The 23,038-nt window shown below is 68.3% G+C and carries 13 protein-coding genes, 1 tRNA gene and 3 pseudogenes; 9 read left to right on the top strand and 8 right to left on the bottom strand.

What is annotated here, in order from left to right:
• Positions 1-6: 6 nt before the first annotated feature.
• From ACWCP0_RS27190 to ACWCP0_RS27180, 3 genes and pseudogenes are all read right to left on the bottom strand, one after another.
• Entirely contained in the window at positions 7-978 is a 972-nt protein-coding gene (locus ACWCP0_RS27190) for a LuxR C-terminal-related transcriptional regulator (RefSeq protein WP_451081416.1), read from the bottom strand.
• A 198-nt stretch (positions 979-1,176) separates the two neighbouring features.
• Positions 1,177-2,268 carry a hypothetical protein gene (locus ACWCP0_RS27185; RefSeq protein ID WP_451081396.1) on the bottom strand — a complete coding sequence of 364 codons (1,092 nt, stop codon included), beginning with the start codon at positions 2,266-2,268 and terminating at the stop codon, positions 1,177-1,179.
• A 165-nt stretch (positions 2,269-2,433) separates the two neighbouring features.
• Positions 2,434-2,538, bottom strand: a pseudogene (locus ACWCP0_RS27180) (SAM-dependent methyltransferase); the annotation flags it as partial.
• Positions 2,539-3,148: 610 nt separating this feature from the next.
• Here ACWCP0_RS27180 and ACWCP0_RS27175 point away from each other — a divergent pair.
• The 3 genes from ACWCP0_RS27175 to ACWCP0_RS27165 all read left to right on the top strand — a co-directional run bounded on the left by ACWCP0_RS27175 (position 3,149) and on the right by ACWCP0_RS27165 (position 5,506).
• Positions 3,149-4,048 carry a thiamine pyrophosphate-binding protein gene (locus ACWCP0_RS27175; protein ID WP_451081395.1) on the top strand — a complete coding sequence of 300 codons (900 nt, stop codon included), beginning with the start codon at positions 3,149-3,151 and terminating at the stop codon, positions 4,046-4,048.
• Between the two features lie 107 nt (positions 4,049-4,155).
• On the top strand, positions 4,156-4,557 hold the full coding sequence (locus ACWCP0_RS27170; RefSeq protein ID WP_451081394.1) for a tautomerase family protein: 402 nt from the start codon (positions 4,156-4,158) through the stop codon (positions 4,555-4,557).
• Positions 4,558-4,768: 211 nt separating this feature from the next.
• Positions 4,769-5,506, top strand: coding sequence for an SDR family NAD(P)-dependent oxidoreductase (locus ACWCP0_RS27165; protein ID WP_451081393.1), 738 nt, complete (start codon positions 4,769-4,771; stop codon positions 5,504-5,506).
• A 47-nt stretch (positions 5,507-5,553) separates the two neighbouring features.
• Here ACWCP0_RS27165 and ACWCP0_RS27160 read toward each other — a convergent pair whose 3' ends face one another.
• The 3 genes and pseudogenes from ACWCP0_RS27160 to ACWCP0_RS27150 form a co-directional block, all read right to left on the bottom strand.
• Complete coding sequence (locus tag ACWCP0_RS27160) at positions 5,554-7,596, bottom strand: SpoIIE family protein phosphatase (RefSeq protein ID WP_451081392.1); 2,043 nt, start codon at positions 7,594-7,596, stop codon at positions 5,554-5,556.
• 434 nt (positions 7,597-8,030) lie between these two features.
• Positions 8,031-8,865 (bottom strand): annotated as a pseudogene (locus tag ACWCP0_RS27155) (alpha/beta hydrolase); the annotation flags it as partial.
• Positions 8,866-9,614: 749 nt separating this feature from the next.
• Positions 9,615-10,445, bottom strand: a complete 831-nt coding sequence (locus ACWCP0_RS27150) for an alpha/beta fold hydrolase (protein ID WP_451081391.1) — start codon at positions 10,443-10,445, stop codon at positions 9,615-9,617.
• A gap of 546 nt (positions 10,446-10,991) precedes the next feature.
• On the opposite strand from ACWCP0_RS27150, the gene ACWCP0_RS27145 reads away from it, so the two are divergent.
• From ACWCP0_RS27145 to ACWCP0_RS27135, 3 genes are all read left to right on the top strand, one after another.
• A complete protein-coding gene (locus ACWCP0_RS27145) occupies positions 10,992-11,507 on the top strand; it encodes a hypothetical protein (RefSeq protein ID WP_451081421.1) in 516 nt (171 codons plus the stop codon).
• A 392-nt stretch (positions 11,508-11,899) separates the two neighbouring features.
• Positions 11,900-12,319 (top strand): MerR family transcriptional regulator, encoded by a 420-nt coding sequence (locus tag ACWCP0_RS27140; RefSeq protein ID WP_451081390.1) that lies wholly within the window; start codon positions 11,900-11,902, stop codon positions 12,317-12,319.
• 765 nt (positions 12,320-13,084) lie between these two features.
• A complete protein-coding gene (locus ACWCP0_RS27135; RefSeq protein WP_451081415.1) occupies positions 13,085-15,904 on the top strand; it encodes a Pls/PosA family non-ribosomal peptide synthetase in 2,820 nt (939 codons plus the stop codon).
• A gap of 199 nt (positions 15,905-16,103) precedes the next feature.
• Here the strand turns inward: ACWCP0_RS27135 and ACWCP0_RS27130 are convergent, their stop codons facing one another.
• Entirely contained in the window at positions 16,104-16,574 is a 471-nt protein-coding gene (locus ACWCP0_RS27130) for a DUF6174 domain-containing protein (protein WP_451081389.1), read from the bottom strand.
• 188 nt (positions 16,575-16,762) lie between these two features.
• Positions 16,763-19,318: a Pls/PosA family non-ribosomal peptide synthetase gene (locus ACWCP0_RS27125; protein ID WP_451081388.1), complete on the bottom strand. Its 2,556-nt coding sequence runs from the start codon at positions 19,316-19,318 to the stop codon at positions 16,763-16,765.
• Positions 19,319-20,572: 1,254 nt separating this feature from the next.
• Here ACWCP0_RS27125 and ACWCP0_RS27120 point away from each other — a divergent pair.
• The 3 genes and pseudogenes from ACWCP0_RS27120 (at position 20,573) to ACWCP0_RS27110 (ending at position 22,823) form a co-directional block, all read left to right on the top strand.
• Positions 20,573-21,087 (top strand): annotated as a pseudogene (locus tag ACWCP0_RS27120) (cupin domain-containing protein).
• Positions 21,088-21,440: 353 nt separating this feature from the next.
• On the top strand, positions 21,441-21,998 hold the full coding sequence (locus tag ACWCP0_RS27115; RefSeq protein ID WP_451081387.1) for an FABP family protein: 558 nt from the start codon (positions 21,441-21,443) through the stop codon (positions 21,996-21,998).
• A gap of 747 nt (positions 21,999-22,745) precedes the next feature.
• Positions 22,746-22,823: transfer RNA gene (locus ACWCP0_RS27110), tRNA-Met, on the top strand.
• Positions 22,824-23,038 lie beyond the last annotated feature (215 nt).

Raw genomic sequence — 23,038 nt, 5'->3', positions numbered from 1 at the left:
AACGGTTCACACCCAGCCACGCTCGCGGGCGAGCAGCGCCGCGTGAGCCCTGTTGGCCGCACCCAGCTTCTGCATGATGTCGGCGACATGGCGCCGGTAGGTCCGTACGGAGACGCCAAGATCCCGTGCCCCGACCTCGTCCTTGCCCACCGAGCACATCGACACCAGAACCCGCCGCTCGGTGCCGGTCAGTCCCTGCTGCTCGTCGTCGACGTCCGCCGTGGTGGGGAATTCCTCGGCCTGCGTCCAGATCTTCTCGAACAGGGCGATGATGTTCGAGACAAGTCCGTTGCTGCGGGCCAGAAGCGCCCCGCGTGAGGTGTTCTGAGGGTCGACCGGCACGAGAGCGGTCTCGCCGTCATAGACCAGAATCCGCTCCGAGATGTTCTCGGCCACTCTGATCACCGCCCCCTCGGAGACGAGTTCGCGCATATAGCTTGCCGTCGCTGTGTGGTCGAGCGCCGCGCGCAGCACAACGTTGCGTATCCGCACCCCTCTTCTGAGACATCGCAGATCCAGCGGCCGTGACCGCTCGATGTTCTCGGGCGAGAGCCTGGTGTACGGCTCGACGGACAGAATCTCTTCGCGCGCGAAGAAGGCCAGGTCCTCGATCCGGTTGCGTATCTCCTCCAGACCGTGCAACTGCTCGATGCCCTGCGGTGCCATCCACGCCCCCTGCTCCGCGCGCAGCCCTTGCACGACGTGCCGGGAGTGGGTGACCCGCTGCAACTCCTGCAGCAGCGCGTGCAGCCGGGCGTCGGTGAGCCGGGCCACGGCGACCTCGGGATCGGCGGGAGTGATGCGCCCGCCGGCTCCCGTGGGATGGATGAGCCCGAGATGACGCAGCCTCTCCAGACAACGCCCCGGATCCCGACCCTCGTCGCCGAGCTTACGGAGGTCTTCGATCGTGGTGTCCGGATTACGCAGGAAGTGCCGGTAAAGCTCCTCCTCTTCCGCGGAGACGCCGAATATGGACATCTCGTTCTCACGCAACGCGCCCTCGGTGTATGAGTTCGGGTCGACCGGGATGGCTGTTGACCCCCCGGCGTGCTGGTACCACCGAAGGTTAGCCGCATACCAGGCTGCGAGTTGATCCCATGCGCCGGGGCGAACGCGGTCTTACGGGATCATGAAGACCTGGCTCATGCCGCTGGGCAGTTGCCGTGGCCGGCGCTTCTAGCCACGGGACGTCGTCGGCCGGTTCGTTCCGGCCTTCTTGGCGGCGATGCCCCGGGCGAGGTCGAACGCGGCGACAGGATCTCCCTCCTCGTCCCAGGGCGCCGCGCCGCACCAGGGGCCGATGCGGCGGAACTGGTCCAATGCCGCCTCGTGGAGACCGGCTTTGCCGAGGTGGAACGCCAGCTTGTGGCGCAGCCGGGCCAGGCGTCGGTCGTCCTCGGGCACCTGGTTCAGGGAGCGGGCCACGGTTTCGAGCAGTTCCTTGGCCTGGCGGGACGAGGGCAGGGCCGAGGAGCGCTTCCCGAGCTCGTCCAGCGCGTGCAGATGCATAGCGGCGAGCGGGCTGCCGCTCGGGGCGTTCCCCACGGCGCGCTCGGCGAATTCCAGCATCAGTGCGTCTGAGCCGAACCACTTCGCGCACCAGTACTGCAAGGCCTGCCAGTGCCCGGCGTAGTGGTGCGGGGCACGCGCGACGAGCCCGTCCCACAGCGGCCGGAACTGGGCGCCGGAGTACTGCACTCCACGGGCTGCGGTGACCATGACGACCCACGGACCGGGGTTCAGCGGATCGAGTTCGGCTGCCTGCTTCGCGGCGGTGATCGAGGCAGGGAGCAGCTCACTGAACTGCCTCATCCGCTCGGCCGGAACCTTGTGCGCGTATTCGGCACCGCGGATCGCCCACGCACGGTGCAGCAGCAACTGGGCGTGGAGGGTGGCGGCGTCGCAGTTCTCCGGCCGGCTCCGCCGCCAGCTGTCCACCCAGGCGTCCGCTTCGTCGGCGATCTCCTGTAGGAACTCCATCCGGGACCACCGCTCGTCCCAGTCGTGTCCCGCGGCCTCCACATACGCGGCCGCAGGCCGCCAGTCGCCGTCCCAGGCCGCGTCCGCGACGGCCTGCATTTCCTGGTACGCAGAGGCGGGCAAGGGTGGTCCGGCCCGCCTCGGGTCCAGCTCCTCCCGGGGCACGAGCCCGTACTCTTCCGGGACGAACCGGTCGCGGACCCACCTCTTGAGGTGTGCGGGGCCCAGGAGTATTGCGCCCAGCCAGGCGAAGAGAGCGCCGGTGATGACGGCGAAGACTATGGTCACGGCCGTGATCATCCCCGACCGTGGTGACGCAGGGCAACGTCTTTGCCTACGACCCAATCGGCACCCGCTGCCGGCCCGGTGGCCCGGGCAGAGCGCCGGATCGGCAGTCCAGCGGTGCGCGGTGCGTAACTTTCCTTGTCTGCTGGGGCCTTGACGCCTGGCCGTTCAGCGCCGGTGCCAGACGAGTGTGTAGCGCCAGAACAGCCGGCGGCGCAATCGCGCGCCGGGCAGTACGCGGCGGGCTTCGCGCACGATGTCGGGGAACCTGACCAGCGCCCGCCCGGCCGTCGCATCATCGAGCGACGCCATCCATCTCGGCACCTTGACCTCGTCGCCCGTGCGCGGTCGCGTCCCGGTCGACGACGGGCGGCCCGGCCGCGCCCCCGGGTGAGGCCCGGAGAGCAGGCAGGGCTGGGGCCCTGGCGAAAGCCTGCCAGGGACGTATCCCGGCCGGCCGCCGTACCACCTGATGACGCACCGGTCACCGCCCAAGTCGCGGATGCCAGATGACGCGGCTAAGGTCGGAATGGTGTCCCGGATGCGTCCGGAAGCCCGTACCCATCCGGTAGGCACTGCGTGTTTGTTTTCCCAGAGGAGTTCCGGCACACCATGCTCGACGCTCTTCGCATGGGCCTCAGTCGCTGAATCCGTTCCACCCGGCCATGGTGCTGCGGGGGAGAGGTAAGGAGTCCGACGGCTGTGCGCTTTGCGCGCGGCTCCTTCCGCGAACACGCGGAAGGGGACACGAAGAGCGCCTGGCTTCCCCTGTTCGTCCGACGCGCTGCCTCGACGAGTAGCCGGAGGCTTGCCGCACGGCGCAGCGTTGCTGTGCAGAGGCTGGGCGTTATGCCCTCCGGGCTGTGGGAGCTGACTGCCTATCATGAGCACGCAAGCGACCGTCCACAGCGTGACGTACGATCTGCTGAGGTCACTGGGGCCGGCGACCGTCTTCGGTAACCCGGGGTCGACCGAGCAGACGTTCCTCCAGAACTTCCCGGACGACTTCACGTACGTCCTGGCTCTTCAGGAAGCCTCCGTCATCGCCATGGCGGACGGATTCGCCCAGACCACTCGTCGTCCCGCACTGGTGAACGTGCACTCCTCCGCCGGGCTCGGCAACAGCATCGGCAACCTTGTCGCGGCTCACCACGGACACACTCCGCTGATCGTCACGGCCGGCCGACAGCATCGCGAGCTGCTGATCGGCGAGCCTTACCTGGGCAACCGCGACGCGACGAACATGCCCAGGCCGTGGGTGAAGTGGTCCTACGAGCCGGCCCGCGCCGAGGATGTGCGAGACCGGTTCATGCGGGCCTACGCGATGGCCTTGCAGCCGCCGGCAGGCCCGGTGTCCCTCTCCATCCCGCTCGACGACTGGAACCACCCCCTGGACGGACCCGCCGTCGAGCGCGAGGTCAGCCGGACCTACGCGCCCGACAGCGAGCGTCTGCGGCGCTTCGCCGAGCGCATCACCGAGAGTGAGCGGCCGGCCCTGATCCTGGGGCCCGACGTGGATCGCGCCGGCGGATGGCAGGCCGGCGTCGCCGGGGGTGCCCGGGCTGGACCTTCCGGAGATGGACATCGCCGCCGTGGGCCGGGGGTTCGGCTGCCGGACCGTCGATGTCACGACCGCCGCGGAACTCGAGAAGGAGTTCACGGCCGCGGTGGAGTCGGGCAGGCCCACGGTCGTGGTGGTGACCACTCCGCAGAAGACCACGCTCTGAGACGCTCTGAGGCGCCTGAGGTGACCGTGCCGATCCAGGACTCAGGACAGTGGTGAGCTCACCGCCGTGCCTTACCCGGCCCGGACGTCGGCGCCGACCCGGCGGCCCTGCCTCCCAGAGACCGGGCTGCCCGGACGCATGTTGATCGACTCCAGGAGCCGATATGCCCATTTACACCTGCACAACCGCCCAGGGAACGCTGACGGCCGAGACCAAGGCCGCATTGGCCGCTGAGATCACCAGGATTCACGCAGCCATCAACCATGTGCCGCCCGCTTACGTCAACGTGGTCTTTCCCGAACTGCCGGTGGACAGCGTTTTCGTCGGCGGAGAACCGGGGGCACCGCTGCTGCTCAGCGGCTGGGCGCGACGCGGCCATCCGCAGGAGGACTTGACGCGTCTGGCGCTGGAGTTGTCCACGGCGGCTTGCCGCGTCGCCGGGGTGGCGGAGGACCGCGTCCTGGTGGTGATCCAGGACAGTCCCGCACGCTCCGCTGTCGAGGGCGGTCGGGTGCTGCCCGAACCGGGTGAGGAACAGAACATGCGGGCCGAGGGCGGGAGGTGAGGTCGGAATCGCGCGCACCCGCTGTCCGGAGCCGGGCGAGCCGGCGTGTCGCCGTCCTCATGGATCGGACCGACCGCACCACCCCCGGCATCCGGCGTTCTCGGCGAGAAGGGTGGCATCGGACGTGCAGGACGTTCCCGGGACGCGCGGGTCGGCCCCTGCGTGACAACTGCGTCCTCTTTCCGCTCTTCCCCACGGGATTGGAGCAGCAATGGATCTCGGATTGCAGGACCACGTCTACGTGGTCACCGGCGGCAGCCGCGGACTGGGACTTGCCGCGGCGCAGGTGCTGACGGCCGAAGGAGCCAAGGTGGTCGTCACCGGGCGCGGTGAATCCGTCGCGGACGCTGCCCGGACCCTGGGCGGTGACGGCCATGCGGTGGGCGTGGTCGCGGACAATGCCGCCCCTGACTCCGCCGAAAAGGTCGTGGGCACGGCGATGCGTCGTTTCGGCCGTCTGGACGGCGCCCTCATCAGCGTGGGCGGGCCGCCCGTGGGTCCCGCGATGGAGGTCCCGGACCAGGAGTGGCGGGACTCCTTCGAGTCGACGTTCCTGGGGGCCCTGCGCCTGGCAAGAACCGCCGCGAAGGCGTTCACGGCCGGTGGGTCGATCGCGTTGGTCCTGTCGTCCTCGGTCCGCGAGCCCATTCCCGGGCTGGCCGTCTCCAACGGCCTTCGCCCCGGGCTTGCCATGGTGGCCAAGACACTCGCCGACGAACTGGGGGGTTCCAAGATCAGGGTGAACGGCATCATGCCCGCGTACATAGCCACCGACCGCCAGAAGGAACTCGGGGGGCTGACGGGCGGCGGGCCTCCGGACAACGCCCTGCGGCGGATGGGTGAGCCCGAAGAGTTCGCGAGGGCTGCGGCCTTCCTTCTCTCGCCGGCTGCGGGCTACATGAGCGGTGTGATGCTGCCCGTCGACGGCGGGGCACTGCGAGGGCTCTGAGGGCCGGCGGGGGAGCGGCGTCCTGCGCGGTCCGACGAGGGCCGGCGTCAGGCGCCTGTCAGGGCTTGCTCGGCCCAGATGATCTTGCCGGTCTCCTCGTACCGCGTGCCCCAGTGCCGAGTGAGCGAGGCGACGAGGAACAAGCCGCGCCCTCCCTCGTCCTGCAGGCGGGCATGGCGCAAGTGCGGGGCGGTGTCGGCGTCGTCGCGGACTTCCACGGTCAGTGTCCGGTCGAGGATCAGACGCAGCCGGATGGGCCCGGTCGCATGGCGGATCACATTCGTGGCGAGTTCGCTGACGACCAGGTCGACGACGGGGGCGTGTTCCTCCAGTCCCCACTCCTCCAACTGGCCATGTGCCGCTCGCCGGGCCTCGCGGACCGAGAGCGGCTCGGGCGGGAAGGTCCAGGAGGCAATGCGGTCCGGAGAGAGGCACCGGGTCCTGGCCACGAGCAGCGCGGCCCCGTCGTGCGGGATTCCGCGCAGCACTCTGTAGGTGGCCGTGTCGCAGATCTCATCGGGAGGGGACGTGGGGTCGGCCACCGCGTCACGCAGTCGGGCGAGGCGGTCGGCGGCCTCCGCCGGATAGCGGCCCGCGCTGCCGTCCGAATGCAGGGCCAGCAGACTTCCGGGCGGCAGTTCCGTGGTGAGGAGTTCGTACGGCACGCCCTGGCCGAGCGCTGCCCCGCGCGGCACCTCCAGCGTGCTGACGACGCCCTCGGGGCTGGTGAGCAGAGGACTCTCGTGTCCCGCGGAAGCCGCCGCGCACCGGCCGGTGATCGGGTCGTACGTCAGGTAGAGGCACGAGGCGGTGAACGGGGGCCGTGCGTGGTGCAGTGTCATCGGGTCCGCGTCCTGCTCCCGCGCCAGGCTCTGGGCCACGTCGTCGAGGTGGGTCAGCAGTTCGTCGGGCGGCAGGTCCATCGAGGCCAGGGTGGAGGCGGCGGTGCGCAGTCGCCCCATCGCCGCGGAGGCCTGCAGGCCCTCCCCCGGCACGTACCCGATCACCAGACCCACCCGGCAGCTGGACAGGGGGAGGACGTCGAACCAGTGGGCACCGTAGCGCCCCGGCATATAGCAGTAGGAGGACTCCACCGCCGCCACCCCGGGAGGCACACGCGGCAGCAGACTGCGCTGAAGCGCGGTTGCCACCGTGTGCTCACGGGTGAACCGGCGAGCGTTGTCCACGTACACCGCCGTGCAATCGGCGAGCTGCGCTGCGAGCGACAGGTCCTCTTCGTCGAAGCGCTGAGGGCGGGAGCCGGCCCGGTAGAAACTGGCCAGGCCCAACACGAGCCCGTGTACGGTCAGCGGGGTCACGATGAGCGAGTGCACGCCCGCGCGGGTGATGTACTCGGCCCGCAGCCGGTCATGGACCAGCCAGTCACCGGCCGTGGGCAACGACGTGACCAGTCGCGGCCGCAGATCGGCCAATGCCTGCGTGTACGGCGTGGGGGTGGTGTAGTAGCTGGCGCTGCCCACCGGGTAGGCGCCGTACTCCCCCGCACGGGCCTTGAACGCGGCACGCCTCATCGGCAGCCGGACGGTGACCGGGCCCAGGGGCGCGTCCCCGGTGAACACGGACTCGAGCAGGTCGACCGCGATGGCGTCCGCGAAGTCGGGCACGGCCATGTCGGCGAGTTCCTGCGCGGTGCGCAGCGCGTCCAGGGAGGTGCCGATCCTGGCGCGCGCGACGTTCAGAAGATCCAGCTCCTTCTGCTTGCGGACCTGCTCCGTCACGTCGTGGATCATCGCGGCAGCGCCGATGAGCCGTCCGTTGTCCCGCAGGGGGTACCCGGTGACGGCATACTCACGCCGACTTCCCTGATCGGCTGGCACCGGACGCTCGAACACCGTGGCTCCGGTCTCCAGCACCTCGCGCATGACCGGCGAGAGGGGCATTCCGGAATCCAAGTCCATGAGCTTGGCACCGACGACCATTCCTGCGGGCAGGCCCCGGATGGCCAGCATCGCGGGGTTTGCCCGGACAATCCGCAGGTCGGTGTCGTACACCTCGATGCCGGCCCTGGCCTGTTCGAACAAGGCCTTCTCAAGGCTGTCCGCTCGGGCCGCCGCGTCGCTGCCGGTCACGGGCCGAATCGCCGGTGTCGTTGTTCACGAGGCATGGTCGACCTCATCTCTCATCGACAAGGGCCAGTTAACACACGAATTGTCCCGCTGCGCCACCCGGAACCCAGGCCGACCGGCGTTCCGGCGGTGGCGTCGGCCGAAGCCGGGCGCCGTCCCTTCACGGACGCGATCGGCACCCTGCCCAGGGAAGCGGCCGACGCCCGCGCCCGTGCCGGCGAGAAGGTCCTCAGGAGGCGTTCCGGGCCGAACAGGAATGCCCGGGCATGCATACCGATCATCCCGATCATCCTGATCTCCGTGGTGCCGACCCTGTCCCTCGAACGCTTTGGCGGCACGAGGTCAGCGTGCCGAGGGTCGGACCGGCAAGGTGCCTGCCGAGGCAGGTACTCTTCCGCGCTGACACCCGCCGAACCGGGCTGTACCGCAGAAGCCGGGCTCAGGACTCGAGCGAGCCAGTCGTTGCGCGTCCGGCGCGCCGTTGCCGAGACCCGTGCCTGCGGACACAGCGCGTCGAATCCGTGGAAGCCTCCCGCCCAGACGTGAAGATCTGCCTGTCCGCCGGCTGCCCGGATCCTGGTCGCGTAGTCGACATCCTCGTCGCGGAAGACTTCTGCCGAGCCGGCGTCGATGCAGGTGGTGGGCAGGCCCGAGAGGTCGTCGGCCAGTGCAGGTGAGACGTAGCTGGGGACGTCCTCGTCGGCGAGGTCGCAGGGGACTGATCGCCATCCGAACTCGTTCATCTCGCGGGTCCGGACACCGGGCCCGCCGGCGTACTGCCGGCTCGATGCGGTGATGTTGCGGTGATCGAGCATGGGGCAGATCAGCACCTGAGCGGCGATCGCCGGACGACCGCGGTACTCCGGCGATCGCCGGAGTACCGCGGTCGCGTGCCATCAGTGCGACTCCGGCGGTGAGGCCACCACCCGCACTGGCACCCGCAACGACGATGCGGGCGGGATCGACGCCCAGGTCGTCGGCGTGCTCAGCGACCCGGAGCAGACCCTGGTAGCAGTCGTCGACCAGAGTCGTACCGGTGACCTCGGGCGCCGACCGGTAGTCCACGGAGATCACGACCGCGCCGAACCGGTCGAGCCACTCCAGCGGGATGTCGATCTGCGAGAAACGGTCCCCCATGACCATCCCGCCGCCGTGCATCCAGTAGATGCACGACGCCCCTGTGGTGCGACCGGCCCCGCCGGGGCTGAAGATCGAGACCGGGATCTGCGCGCCGTCCGGGCCGGGAACGGTGACCTCGCACCGGTCGACCGCCGGCAGCCGCCACGTCGACCCTGCCGTTGCCGCCGTCGTCCGCGCTGATCGCGTCGGTCGGCGTGACGGTGCGGCCGGGTAGACATAGGTGTCCTTCCCGGCAGTTGTGATCCTCGCCTCTGAACTCCCTCCGTCGGGACCTCGTACGGTGATGGCGGCCGGGTTGCTGCCCACCTTGGTGACCGGTGACCTTGTCACCGGTCACCAAGGTGATGGAGACAGGTTCCGAGCGGCCGGTTCGAGACGGTGGCGCTGCCGTGAATGCAGGCGTTGGAGCGGGTCGGGCCCTCCGAGAGGAAGACGATGGACCGTCGCTGCGAGCCCGAGATCGTCCATGCGTAGATCCGGGCTGTTCCTCAGAGTGCAGTCTGGCGACAACCTCGGCCGGCCCGGGGCGAGGGGTGACGCCGATGTCGAGCAAGTCCTGGTACCGGTGGGACCAGATGGCCCAGAGCCGGCGGGAAGGGATGGCTTGGCTTCGGAACACCTCAAAGTTCGCGCCTGTCTCGAGCGCGGCCCGCGGGCGGCACGTGCGGAGGGGCTGCCGTCCCGGTCGAGTGCAGTCTCCAGGTCGTCGCGGTTCATGCAGCCAGGTTGCCGGACTTCGTTCGTGGACGTCGGCGGCAGCACGTGGTGCTTGGAGCCCGTCCGGCCCCGGTCGACCCGGGGCCGGACCGTCCGCCGGGAACGCCGCACCTGCGGGCTCATCTGCCGGCGGCAGCTCAGAAACACCGACCCTGTGACGAGCTCTACGCCTTCAGGAACGCCAGGATATCGGGATTGAGGACATCCGGATTGGTCGACAACATGCCGTGGGGAAGCCCTTCGTAGCTCTTCAGGGTGCTGTGCTTCAGGAGCTTGGCCGACAACGGCGCTGAATCCGGATACGGCACGATCTGATCGTCGGTGCCGTGGGCGACGAGGACCGGGACGTCGATCTTCTTGAGATCCTCATTGAAGTCGGTCTCGGAGAACGCCTTGATGCATTCGTAGTGGGCGTTGGCCGCACCCATCATCCCCTGCCGCCACCAGTTGTCGATCAGCCCCTGCGACACTTTCGCGCCGGGCCGGTTGAAGCCGTAGAACGGACCTGTCGGCACGTCGATGTAGAACTGCGAGCGATTGGCGGCGAGGGCCGTGCGCAGTTCGTCGAAGGCTTCGATCGGCAGGCCGCCGGGATTGGTGGCCGACTTGACCATGATCGGCGGCACCGCGCTGACGAGCACCGCCTTCCCGACACGGCCAGGCTTCGCGCGCGCAACATAGCGCGCGACCTCACCACCGCCGGTGGAGTGTCCGATGTGGAAGGCCCCTTGCAGATCGAGCGCGTCGGTCAGCGCTGCCACATCGGCGGCATAGGTGTCCATCTCATGACCGGTCGCCGTCTGGGTGGAACGGCCGTGGCCACGTCGATCATGGGCGATCACCCGATAGCCATGCGCAAGGAAGAACAACATCTGGTTGTCCCAGTCGTCGGCGCTGAGCGGCCAGCCATGGTGGAAGACGATCGGCTGGCCGTCGCGCGGCCCCCAATCCTTGTAGAAAATGACTGTGCCGTCATCAGTGGTGACCGTGCTCATTGCTGATCCTTCCGCGTGAAGGGATGAAGCGTTGGGGCGCGCGACAATATTTCGGCCGCAGCAAGGCAGTCAGAGCCCGGCGGGAATGGCCACCAAACCCCCGGCCCGGAGGCTGCGGCCCGATCCACCGCCAGCCACGATACGCTCAAGTCCGGCATGACTCATCTCCTGGCCACCAACCGGATCAGCGGCTTGTCGAGTGCCGCAGGAACATTCTCCCTTCCATGACCGTCTGCGCTGTGAACGACCTTTGACTCCCTGAAGTTGTCGCCACCATGCGCCGGATCTGCTTGCTGAACACGCGCGTGAAACCGCAGACAACTGCGATTTCAGCAGTTGTTTATCGGCGAGTCGAAGAGAAGAGCCTTCGCTCTCTCGACGCGAAAGCGACAACGCCTCTCGTGGGGCGAAGCAGCGCTACTTCCCATCGGAAGGTTCGCCGGGTCGCCAGTCGCAGGGTTTCCATCGCCCGTCGGCCGTGCCCTGCCTCGGCGTCGAGGATCTGTGCCGGGACCTGGGGGCCTGCCGCGGCGGGGCTCGGGAGAGGTGCGGACCTGCATCGGGTCGCCGAGCAGTTTCGCTCGCCGCTCACTCAGGACCGCGGCACGGGGATCGCCGGCATTCGCGAGCGAGAACTCTTCGTACGGCACGAAGAGTTGGCCTGAGCTCGCCCGCGGCCTGGGACTGCTGGAGCAGAAAGGGGACCTCTCGGTCCTGGCGGAACTCGCCAAGAAGGAGCCGGACAACGAAGGCGCGGCACTGACCGCCGTGAACTGTGCCGACCACACCGACCGCGGCGTCGGGGGCGACCCGAGGGCGCTGCAGCGGCAGCTCGACACGCTGCTGCCGAAGTTCCGCGACGCATCCAGGATCTTCGGACCGGGTGAGCTCGCCGAGATCACGTTCTGCCACAGCCAGCCCGAGGGCAGCGACTTCATCGCGAACATCGACCACCCGGCCGGCATCCCCCCGATGCTCCTGGTCGGGGTCGGAAACGACCTGGCGAAATCCCGATGCCCTGGCCGATCGACTCTCGGGTCTTGCTGGAGTGGGCGTCGGTGATGGGGCCTGCCCCTGACGGGGCAGGCCCGGGCGTGCGGGAACGGCGCGGACCGACCAGGAGCGGCGACCCGCGGACGGCCTGGAACATGAACGCCGGAGGTCATGGGGGAGGGGGCGGAGCGAAGACCGGCGGACGTGCCCGCTCTGGCTCACGTCCGCGTACGAAGCGTCACGGCGGGAAGGCGGCGGCGCCACGCGTCAAGGGCTCGCGCACGCTCTCTCCTGCAGGAGTCGGATCGTCACCGGGGGCGCCGTCGGCCCCGATGCGTCACAGCGGGACGGTGGGAAACCGTATCGGCAGGCGGCAACTCTACCCTGACGTTAGAGTAGAGATCGGCGGGGGCACGGCGGACGAGGCCCTCAGAAGCGGGACAGACCAGGGGATCACCGGCGTGGACGGCAAGCACATGCAGATCGGCGAGGTCGCCGCGCGGACCGAGCTGTCCCTGCGCACCATCCGCCACTACGAGGAGACCGGCCTCGTCGTCCCCTCCGCCCGCTCCCACGGCGGCTTCCGCCTCTACACCGAAGCCGACGTCGCCCGCCTCATGGAGATCCGCCGCATGAAGCCGCTCGGCTTCACCCTGGAGCAGATGCGCGAGCTGCTGGATGCCACCGACCGCCTCGACGCCGACACCGATCTCGACGCCCGCGAGCGGGAGGCCCTGCTGGAGCGCGTAAGCGGGTACCAGCAGGCTGCCGCGGAACAGGTCGAGAAGCTGCGTGTCCAGCTGTCCCGCGCCGAGGACTTCGAAGCGACTCTCCGCCGCCGTCTGGAGGAACGACCCGTCAGCGCTGCACCGCCCCGGTGACCGGCCGGGACAGGGACGGGATCGGGTCGGCCCGGGCCGGAGTCCGTCGGGCACGACGGCCGCCCGTTCACCGGATGCGGTCCGACGGTCACTCCCCGGCTCGTTCGCTCGTGCTGAAGCTGCCCGCCGCTCAGCGGGGGCGTTGATCTCCGGAGACCAAGGCAATCAGCCAGTCCACCAGCGGAAACACCAGTCACAGCCGCACCGTCCCGCCGTCCCGCGGCGCCCCGGCTCGGCCCGCATGCGGTGGGGTACGTCAAAACCAGAAGGGTGCCGCCGTTTATCAGAGTCGGTTTGTCGTGTCAAGTCCCGTAGTCCAGTATCAGGACAGAGCTCGTCCGATGAGGCCTACTGGATAGAGGAGAATTTGGCCACCGGAAGGCGCGGCGGGATCGGCAATTGACGCTGCTACCGCCGGACGCGTGCGGCCGGGCCAGACGATTCCGAGGAAAACTGAAAGTGATTTGCACCGACTGCAGGTGAACGACACATGTTTTCTTTTTTTTGGGACCAGAACGGGCCCCATGACCTTGCGACTCCCGGCTGCCGTGCTCCGGCTGCTGTCGTAAGGGGCTACCGGGCGCAGGCCGCACGGGCCGGTGCCGACCAGAACGTCGTGGGGGAACTGTCGTGATCGGCAACAGCGTTGATGGTCCCACGGGCACTCCGGCCCGCACGGTGTCCGCCGAAGACGACACAGCCACGGACACGCGAGCGGTCAGTACGGAGGCGCTGCTGGCGGAGGTGTTGGCCGGTGTCCTGGAGATGGAGCGGGTGCCGGTCGACGGTCACTTCTTCACCGACCTGGGTGCCGATTCCTTGGTGATGGCCAAGTTCTGTGCCCGGGTCCGAAAGCGGGACGACCTGCCCACCGTGTCGATGAAGGACGTCTATCAGCATCCGACGGTTCAGAGTCTGGCCACAGCCTTCGCGGAGACCGGTCTCTCTCCGGCGCAGGCGGACGTGCCGTCCGGTGTGGTGGTCGAGTCGCCGTCCGGGTCCTCAGTCGGTACGCAGGTGCTGCTGGCGGAGGTGTTGGCCGGTGTCCTGGAGATGGAGCGGGTGCCGGTCGACGGTCACTTCTTCACCGACCTGGGTGCCGATTCCTTGGTGATGGCCAAGTTCTGTGCCCGGGTTCGAAAGCGGGACGACCTGCCCACCGTGTCGATGAAGGACATTTACCGAAGCCCCACGATCCAGAGCCTGGCGGCCGCACTCGACATTCGTCAGGCCGATCCGGCCCGCTCGCATGTCCCGTCACAGCCCGGGACGGTTGCCGATCCGTCGCCCGACGAGACAGCCGATACGTCGGCCGACGACACGGCCGGGGCAGTGGCGCCGGTAGCGGCCGGCACGTGGCAGTACGTCGTGTGCGGGGTGCTCCAGCTGCTGATCTTCCTGGGCATGTCCTTCCTCGGCGCCCTGGTGTTGACACGCGGTTACGAGTGGATCCTGGCCGGTTCGGGTACGCCCGACTTCTATCTGCGGTCGGCACTGTTCGCCGGCATGGGTTTCGTGGGCCTGTGCGCCCTTTCTGTCGTGGCCAAGTGGACGCTCATCGGCCGCTTCACTGCCTGCCGCATACCGGTGTGGAGTCTCGGCTACGTGCGTTTCTGGTGCGTGAAATCCCTGATCCGTACGAGTCCGATGCGCCTGTTCGTCGGGACGCCGCTGTATGTGCTGTATCTGAGGGCGCTGGGCGCGAGCATCGGCCGCGACGTCGCAATCTTTTCCAGGAATGTGCCGGTCGGAACCGACCTGCTCACCATCGAGGAGGGCACCGTCGTCCGCAAAGACGTGTTCTTCTCCTGCTACCGGGCGCATGCCGGGGTGATCGAGACGGGTCCGGTCACTCTCGGGCGGAACGTGACCGTCAGCGAGCAGACCGTCCTCGACATCGACACGTCGATGGGGGACGGGGCCCAACTGGGACACGCCTCCTCCCTCCAATCGGGGCAGGCCGTCCCGGCCGGTGAGTCGTGGCACGGCTCGCCGGCGCAACCGACGAACACCGACTTCCGGGCGGTCGAGCCCACCGCGTGCGGCATCCTGCGGAAGACCCTCTACACCGCGGCGCAGCTTCTGGTCGTGCTGGGTGTGTACCTGCCGCTTGCGCTGGCCGGCGTGGGCATCGTGCTCACCGCGCTGCCGCAGCTCGATGTCCTGCTGAACCCGGAGCCGGCCTTCACGAGCCCGGGGTTCTACCTCGATGCGCTGATCGCCTCCTTGGTGGCCTTCTTCGGCGGCCTGCTGGTCGCTCTGGTGACGGCGAACGCGGCGCCGCGGATACTCAGGCCGGCGATCAGACCGGGCAGGATCTACCCGCTGTACGGATTCCACCACGGTCTGCAGCGGGCACTCGTGCGGATGACCAATGTCAGGTTCTTCGTCCTGCTCTTCGGCGACAGCTCCGCGATCGTCCACTACCTGCGCTGCCTCGGCTACGACCTGTGCCGTGTCGAGCAGACCGGGTCGAACTTCGGCTCGCTGGTCAAGCACGACACCCCCTACCTGAGTCAGGTCGGCAGCGGAACGATGGTCGCCGACGGCCTGTCGATCATCAACGCCGACTTCTCCAGCACGTCCTTCCGCCTCTCCCCGGCCTCGATCGGGCCGAACAGCTTCCTCGGCAACAACATCGCCTACCCCTCACGTGGCCGCACCGGAGACAACTGCCTGCTCGGGACGAAGGTCATGGTCCCCATCGACGGGCCCGTCCGCGAGGGCGTGGGTCTGCTGGGCTCGCCCAGCTTCGAGATCCCGCGCACGGTGATGCGCGACAAGCAGTTCGACCACCTTGCCGAAGGCGACGAACTGCGCCGCCGCCTGGCCGCCAAGAACAAGCACAACGCGGTCACTGCGAGCCTGTACCTGCTGATGCGCTGGTTCCACTTCTTCGTCGTCGCCCTCATCGCCATGGCCGCCGTGGACCTCTACCCCACCACCGGAGTGTCGGCGATCGCGCTGACCAGCCTGCTCACCCTGATATTCACCGTTGTCTTCTACGCGCTGGTCGAACGGATCATCACGGGCTTGCAGCCGGTGAAACCGCTGTACTGCTCGATCTACGAGCGACCGTTCTGGCGCCATGAACGCTTCTGGAAACTGACGACCCACCGATACATGCAGCTCTTCAACGGCACTCCGTTCAAGAGCATGGTCTGGCGGCTGTTGGGCGTCAGGATCGGCCGCAGGGTCTTCGACGACGGCTGCTCACTGGTCGAGCGGACCCTGGTCACCATCGGCGACGGCTGCACCCTCAACGCCGGGTCCATCATCCAGTGCCACTCCCAGGAGGACGGGGCCTTCAAATGCGACCATGCCACGCTCGGCGCGGGCGTGACCCTCGGCGTCGGCGCGTTCGTCCACTACGGCACCACGATCGGCGACCACGCACAGCTGGCCGCCGACTCCTTCCTGATGAAGGGCGAGGAAGTTCCCTCACACGCAGGGTGGGGTGGCAACCCGGCCCGGGAAACCGGTGCCGTCACCGAGCCGCGGATCCATCGGCAGACAGGCGGCTGTGATGACGTACGGACCGGTGCCACCGAGGATGCCCGTATTCCGACCTCGCGCACACAGTGAACCCGCCCTCGGCCATTGTCGCTCCGACGCGGCACCGCTGCCAGAGCAGGCGCGACGCAGACCAGTTCAGGGTGTGGGCAGCATCGTCGTTGTCCACAGCCTCGCCACGTGGCGATGATGCGGACCGGTCAACGGTTCAACGGCACACGGAGGCGCGGAGGCTGTCACTGCATCACCCGGATCCAGGCCGTCAGCCGGCTCAGACCCGATGCACCCGGTATTCAGTGATCTGGTAGTCGGCCTCGTCATCGAGGGAATCCTTGCGCCAGTCGAGATGGATCTCGGTGGGGTGTCCGTCCGCGGCGAATTCCGCCCGCGCGACGTCGGCCCTGTCCTGACGGGCTTGTCGGAATTCCTTCAGAAGATCTCCCAGCGTGGGCACGCTCTGCAGACCGGCTGTGACGGTGCGCCGGGCCTGCTCATCGAGGCCGACCGCCTTGACGACCTTCCCGTCCTCCACCGTGATGCGGTACTCCCCGAGGCCGTTGCGCTCCCCGCCTTCGGACAGCAGCCTGAAGGAATACCGGCCCGGCTCGGTCCACGCGGCTTCCTTGAGCGTTTCGGCACCGTGGCCCGCCGGCGGTGCGGACCCGGATTCGGAGCCGCAGCCGGCCGTGACGAGTGCAAGCGCGGCGGCTGCAAGGAGCAGGGGCGAACGGGGTGCCGTCATGGCGAGCCTTCCGGTGAGTCACTGCCGCTTCGACGAATTCGCCCTCGATACGGTTCCGACCGGTTGCGTCCCTTGACCTGCCTCCACCCGCAGGTGACCGGGCTCGTACTCCGGCCGTGGATCGTGTGGGGCCGCCGACGACACCCGCTCGCACGCCGCGACCAGGCGCCGGCCGATCCGTTCGGCCGCTATGTGATCACCACGATCGTTGCCTCTGCGCTGTCGGGTTGCCGCGAGTCGACGGTGGGCATCTCCGTTTCTGTCGCGGGGTTTCCGCCCCACCGGGCGTGCGCGGGGACTTCCTCGCCCTTCATCAAGAAGGAGTCCGGCGCGAGCACCGCGCCGTCGCCCATCGTCACGCCGTAGTGCACGTGGGCGCCGACGCCGAGGGTGCAACCGTCGCCGATCGTGCTGTGGTCGGACTTGAAGGTGCCGTCCTCCTGGGAGTGGCACTGGATCTTGCTTCCCGCGTTGAGCATGCAGTCGTCACCGATGGTGGTCAGCATCCGTTCCGTCAGATAGCAGCCGTCGTCGAACACCCTGCGGCCGAGCCGGACCCCCAGGAGCCGCCAGATCATGTTCTTGAAGGGCGTGCCGTTGAAGACGTCGAGGTATTCGTCGGGAACCTTCCAGAGGCGCTCGTGCCACCAGAAGTACGGCTCGTATATGGAGCACAACTGCGGTCTTAGCGCACGGAAGGCCGTGATGCAGCGCTCCACCAGGACGTAGTAGAGAGCGGAGAACGCGAGCGCGATGACCAGGAACGCGGCGATCACCACTGGCCCGAGAAAGCCGTAAAGGTCGGCGGACGCGAGGCCGACCGCGGTGAGCACGAAGACGTACAGCCACCGCACGAACAGGAAGTACACCATCGAGCGGATGTTGTAGCGGTTCTTCGCCGCGAGATTGCGGCGCAGTTCGTCGCCGGCCCGTAGGTGGTCGAAGCGGGTGTCGCGCTCCACCGACCGGGGAATCTCGAAGCAGGGTGAGCCGAGTAGCCCCACCCCTTCGCGGACCTCGCCGTCCAGCGGAACCATCACCTTCGTGGCGAGGAGACAGTTCTCGCCCGTCCTGGCCCCCGAGGGATAGGCGATGTTGTTTCCCAGGAAGTTGTGTGCCCCGATCGACGCCCGGGTCACGCGGAACGACGTGCTCGAGAAGTCCGCGTTCGCGATCGAAAGTCCGTCAGCAATCATCGTCCCGCTGCCGACGGAGCTCAGATACGGCGTCTCGTGCTGCACTTCGGTGCCGAAGTTCGACCCGGTCTGCTCGACCCGGGACAGGTTGTATCCGAGGGCGCGCAGGTAGTGCACGATGTAGGAGCTGTCGCCGAGCAGCCACTTGAAGAACTTGATGTTGGTCATGCGGGAGATCGTGCGGTGCACCGAGTACTGGAATCCGTACAGCGGATGGACCTTGTCCGGCTTGACCACCAGGTTCAGCAGACGGGGAACGGTGACCACTACGGCCAGGCCCACGATGACGGCTCCGAAGAACAACACGGCGGACATCGCCAGCGCGTCGACGTAGAGCGCCGGCGTCGTGAGGTCCACCCTGCCCGGAGCCAACATCCTTCCGAATGCCGGTATCGCGGTCAGCACCAGGTAGGCGCCGCCGATGGTCAGCGGTGTGTACAGGACGAACGTCTGCAGGACGGTGACGAGGCCGTAGCCGGCCCGGCGCAGCGCGCCACATTCCGTCGGCTCGACCCTCACGTAGTCGGTGTCCGTGGGTTCTGCCGGCGAACCGTGCCAACGTTCGCCGGCCGGCACCATCTGGCCGCTGTACAGCGCGGACGTGTGCCCGAGTTGCGACCCGTCACCCATCGAGGTGTCGATGTCGAGCACGGTTTTCTCGCCGATGAAGACGTCCCGGCCGATGGTGATCCGACCGGTCCGAATTCGTCCCGCCTGCGCCCGGTAGCAGAGGAGGAACGCCTCCTTGCGGATCACCGTGCCGGCGCCGATCGTGAGCAGGTCGGTGCAGACCGGCACGGTGCGGGAAAGGATCGTGACGTCCTTGCCGATCCGCGCGCCGAGGGCGCGTAGATACAGCACGTACAGAGGATTGCCGACGAAGAAGACCATGGGGTTGGCGTGGATCAGAACCTTGACGGTCCACAAGCGCAGGTAGGTCAGACCCCATACCGGGAACTCGCCGGGTTTCCACCGGCCGATGAGTATCCACTTGGCCACGATCGGGAACGTGCACATGGCCAGCAGGCTGGCGCCGCCGAAGAGGGCGGACCGTAGATAGATGTCGACCAGGTCCGAACCGTCGGCGACCCATTCGAATCCCCGGGCGGCGATGAATCCGGCGACGGAGGAGTATCCGAGGAAGACCAGGAGTTGTGCCACACCGCAGAGGACGAACCGCAGCGTGCTGGCAGGTGCGACCATCTCGGGCTCTTCCGGGACCGACGGCTCGAGAGAGGGAGGGGCTGTGTCCGCGAGTGCCGTCGCCAGGCTCCGGATCGTGGGGTACTGGTAGATGTCCTTCATCGACACCGACGGCAGGTCCGCCCGCTTCCTCACCCGTGCGCAGAATTGGGCCATCAGCAGCGAGTTGGCCCCGAGGTCACTGAAGAAATGGCTGTCGACCGACACGGTCTCGACGCACACGACGTCAGCCAGTACTGCCGCGAGATTTCTCCCGGTGTCCGCCACCGGGTCGGAGTCACCGCGCTTGGTGAGCGCAGGTTCATCCGGCCCGGGCGTCAACACTTCGACAGATTTCTCCACCATGCGAACTCCTCGTGGAATTTTCGACCACCGTCGGCCGCTCTGGCCGGGCACCCGGTGCCCCCGCGTTCCGGTGACTGCAGGAATCAGCAATCGGAGTCGGAAGCCACGAGGTTGTGAGTTCTTCCCTGGTCACAAGACCAACACGGATGTCAGTCTCCGCCGACCACTGCGGGGCTGCCACTCGAGCTCGCTGTGTCGGCGCGGCGCGGACTCGGGATGCCGTAGCACTCGGTGTCGCAATCCCCAGTCCTGGTGGACGGACGCCCTGCTCCATCGATGTCTCCCTGCGATGCTGGGGCCCAGCGCAGGCACTTCGGGTGAGGGGGCAGCTCTTCACCCGATTGCCGACTTGACGGCCATGCGGCCTGAGGGCATCGAAGGGGGAGCCGCAGAAGTGGGGTTTGCCGTGACCGGCTCCACGTTCCTCGGACGTGCCTGCGTATTGTCCACTCATGCTCCGCCGAAGGAGTGACCCGGCATACTCCGGTTCGGGGTCTGGGGCGGGACAGTGAGGAACGGCCGGCGAGCGCACACTGGTGCTGACCACCGAGTCAGTCACGTTACGTGATCACTGAGGGGGACGGCCCCTGCCGGCCGCGACGTCGGCCGAACGCCTCCCCCTCCGACGGACGATCGGCCGGGGTCAGGCCATGCGGGCGTTCAAGAAGGCCACTTGCCCGCGCCGCAGGGGCGGTCGCGCCGACGGCAACCGGTACGCCTGCGGCCGTCTTCCCCGGGTGCGGCCCCTTGCAGCTGCGTGGGCGCCGCAAGCGCCCCGACCTCCGCCGGCACGTTCCGAGGGATGCGGGACGTGCCGCATGGCGGGAGGGCGACGGTCTGCACTGTGCACAGCGCCTCTGGGCAGTGTTCGACCGTGACGGAGAAGTCGGAGTGGGTGCGCACGGGGCGGCCGGCGACGGAACAGGTCAGGATCTCGTAGCGGCTGTCCACCGACCCGAAGAGGTGGCCGGCGGTGCCGCCCGCGTGGGAGTGGAGTCCGCTGACGCGTACGTGCCGGGCGCCCTGCCCGTCCGGTGGCGTCCCCTCGACCGCTGGCCATCCATCCGCGCCGCTGCTTCAGGCGGTTGAAGCAGCGTTCCACGACGGTCGTCCGTTGTCCGTCGGCATCGACCTGACCCGATGAGCCGCTGGGCATGGCATGCCGAGCAGCGCGCCTCGGCCGCCAGCACGATAGTGGATGGGGAGGCGGACGCGGACCGTACGCCGTGAGCCGTTCCGCGAAGGGAGCCGGTCATGTCGTACCCCGTGTATCCAGAGCCGCGGTACCTCGGCGAAGGAGGTGAGGTCAGCGCGGTCTTCCGGGTGGCGGACGCTCCTGCCGACCTGACCTATGAATCGGGGAACCGGACGAGCTATCTCGCGACGCACGCCTCGACGGACGGGGAGTTCGGGCTGTACCGGGTCGACATGGCGCGGGTTCGCCCGGGCCCAGTACACACTTCCACCGGTCGATCTCGGAGTCGTTCGTCATCCTCGCCGGAGAGGCGAGCCTGTTCAACGGCGAGCGGTGGACGACCGGGCGCGCGGGGGACTTCCTGTACGTCCCGGTCGGCGGGCTGCACACGTTCCGGAACGATGCGGACGCGCCCGCGTCCATGCTGCTGCTGTTCGCGCCGGGTGCGCCGCGCGAGGAATACTTCGAGCGGGTCGGGGAGATGGCGCGCAAGGGCTGCGAGGAGTTCGCGGAGTTCCTCGTTCGGCACGACTCGTTCTTCGTCGACACGGAGGGCGGGCCCGGCAAGGCCTGACACGGGCCTCTGGCGCTGGGTGGCGACGGGACGAGGGCCTGTTCCGGGGCCCGCCGCGGCCGGCCCGAGGCATCCGTATGGCTTCCAGGATGGTGCACCGGGTGCAGTCGTTTGTGCTGCCGCCGGTGACGGTGACGGTGAAGGCGAGCGGACGGATCGGCACGGCCGCCCGGCGGGCGTTCCAGGTGTTCACCGTTACAAGCAGCGGCCGGCGTGGATGGGGCTCAGCCGAGACAGGCCCCGGACTCCTGTCCCTGACCTCGGTCGGCGCACCCTCTGTCCGCTGACCGGCGCCGGCGGATCGACGCCCTAGGCTGCCACCCGGCACCGGCCTCGACCCAGGAGCGCACATCATGTTCGACCCCGCCCGGAAGCACCCGTATCCCGACGCACTTCGACCGGACGAAGCACCTGCGCCGCACGCACTGCTCACGCCGCTGATCGGGTTCATCGGCACGTGGGTCGGCAGGGGCTGCGGCGAGTACCCGACGCTCGCCGAGGAGTTCGCGTATGCGCAGCAGGTCACCTTCAGCCATGACGGGAGGCCCTTCCTCCACTACGAAGCGCGCGCCTGGCTGCTCGACGCGGACGGCACCCCGCTGCGCCCGTCGGCTCGGGAGAGCGGCTGGTGGCGGCTGCAGCCCGATGGGCGCGTGGAGGCACTGATCACCCAGCCCACCGGAATCGCGGAGATCTCGGTCGGCCGTGCGGACGACGGCGCGCTCGACCTCACCACGCATCAGGTGGCTCTCGCTCCCACCGCCAAGGAGGTCAACGCCACCCGCCGCCGCTACACCCTGACGGACGAGGACACGCTCGACTTCGTCCACGACCTCGCGGCGGTCGGTCAGCCGCTGCAGCACCATCTGTCGGCACAGCTGCAACGTCGGGGCAGGAGCTGCAGAAGCTAGTGCCGCATCATGAACGTTCGCCCTGTTGTGGCCCGCCGTCCGGGTACGGGTCCGGGCGGCGAGCGTCCGTCATGTTCTCCGAGTACGACTGCGTTCAGCGGCGGTGCCATCGCCCACGTGCACCGGCCGCGAAGAGTGACTCCAGGCGGTTGGGAGTGCACCGGGTGACCCCGACGACGGCAGGGGAGAGGTTCCCCGGCCGGCGTCGCCTCGTCGGCGCCTGCGGGCTGTTCGCGGATGACTTTGGTCGGCGTTTGTCGTCGGGTCGTCGGGTAGGCCGTCCAGCTTCCGACAGTGGCTTGTTCGAGCACAGCTCACGGCGTCGGCCTTCGGGCAGCCGGTCCAGCAGCGTGCTCGCGCCCGGCTTGCAGCTGCTCATGACGAGCCTTCCGCGCCCGGCGGCCCGGTCGTCTTCCGCCGCGTGGACCGCGACCTGTGTGAGCGTGCGGCCGGTACGCGCCGACCGGGCCCGGTTCGGTGGAGGGGCGTCGTGCGCCGCGGAGGCACGGTCGTCGCCCTCCTTGACCAGCAGCCAGCGCTCGCGCTCGCCGTCCCGGCCGGAACCGGTGCGAGAGGCGTCGGTCGAGGCCGTCGAAGGGACGGTGCCCCGTGCACTTGCCGCACGCGCGCCAGGCGATCCGGCACCCGGTCGCGTGCCGAGGCCGTGCCCCATACGGAGTCGCGGGTCGGGACCGGGCGAAAATCCGTGTCCGGGTCCAGGATGTTGGCGTACAGTGGACGTACCGACGCGGGGTGGAGCAGCTCGGTAGCTCGCTGGGCTCATAACCCAGAGGTCGCATGGTTCAAATCCTGCCCCCGCTACCAACTCCGGCCCCTCGACGCTCAGTTCATCGAGGGGCCGGACGCATGGACGGCCCCTCCTCAGCGGGCCGGGGCAGCGGAAACTTCCCCTGCAACCCTTTCCGGCCCGCGTGGGCGACATTCGTGTACGGAGCGCCCGTTCCCGCGGTCGAATGAGGCACATGCCCACAAGGGAGGTTGCTCTTCTCCTCTTGCCGTAGCCGGCGAGCAGCACCACA

The sequence above is a fragment of the Streptomyces sp. NPDC001970 genome, from assembly GCF_053594115.1.
Note: the sequence above shows the minus strand (reverse complement) of the source record. Positions and strands in the feature narration are given on the sequence as shown.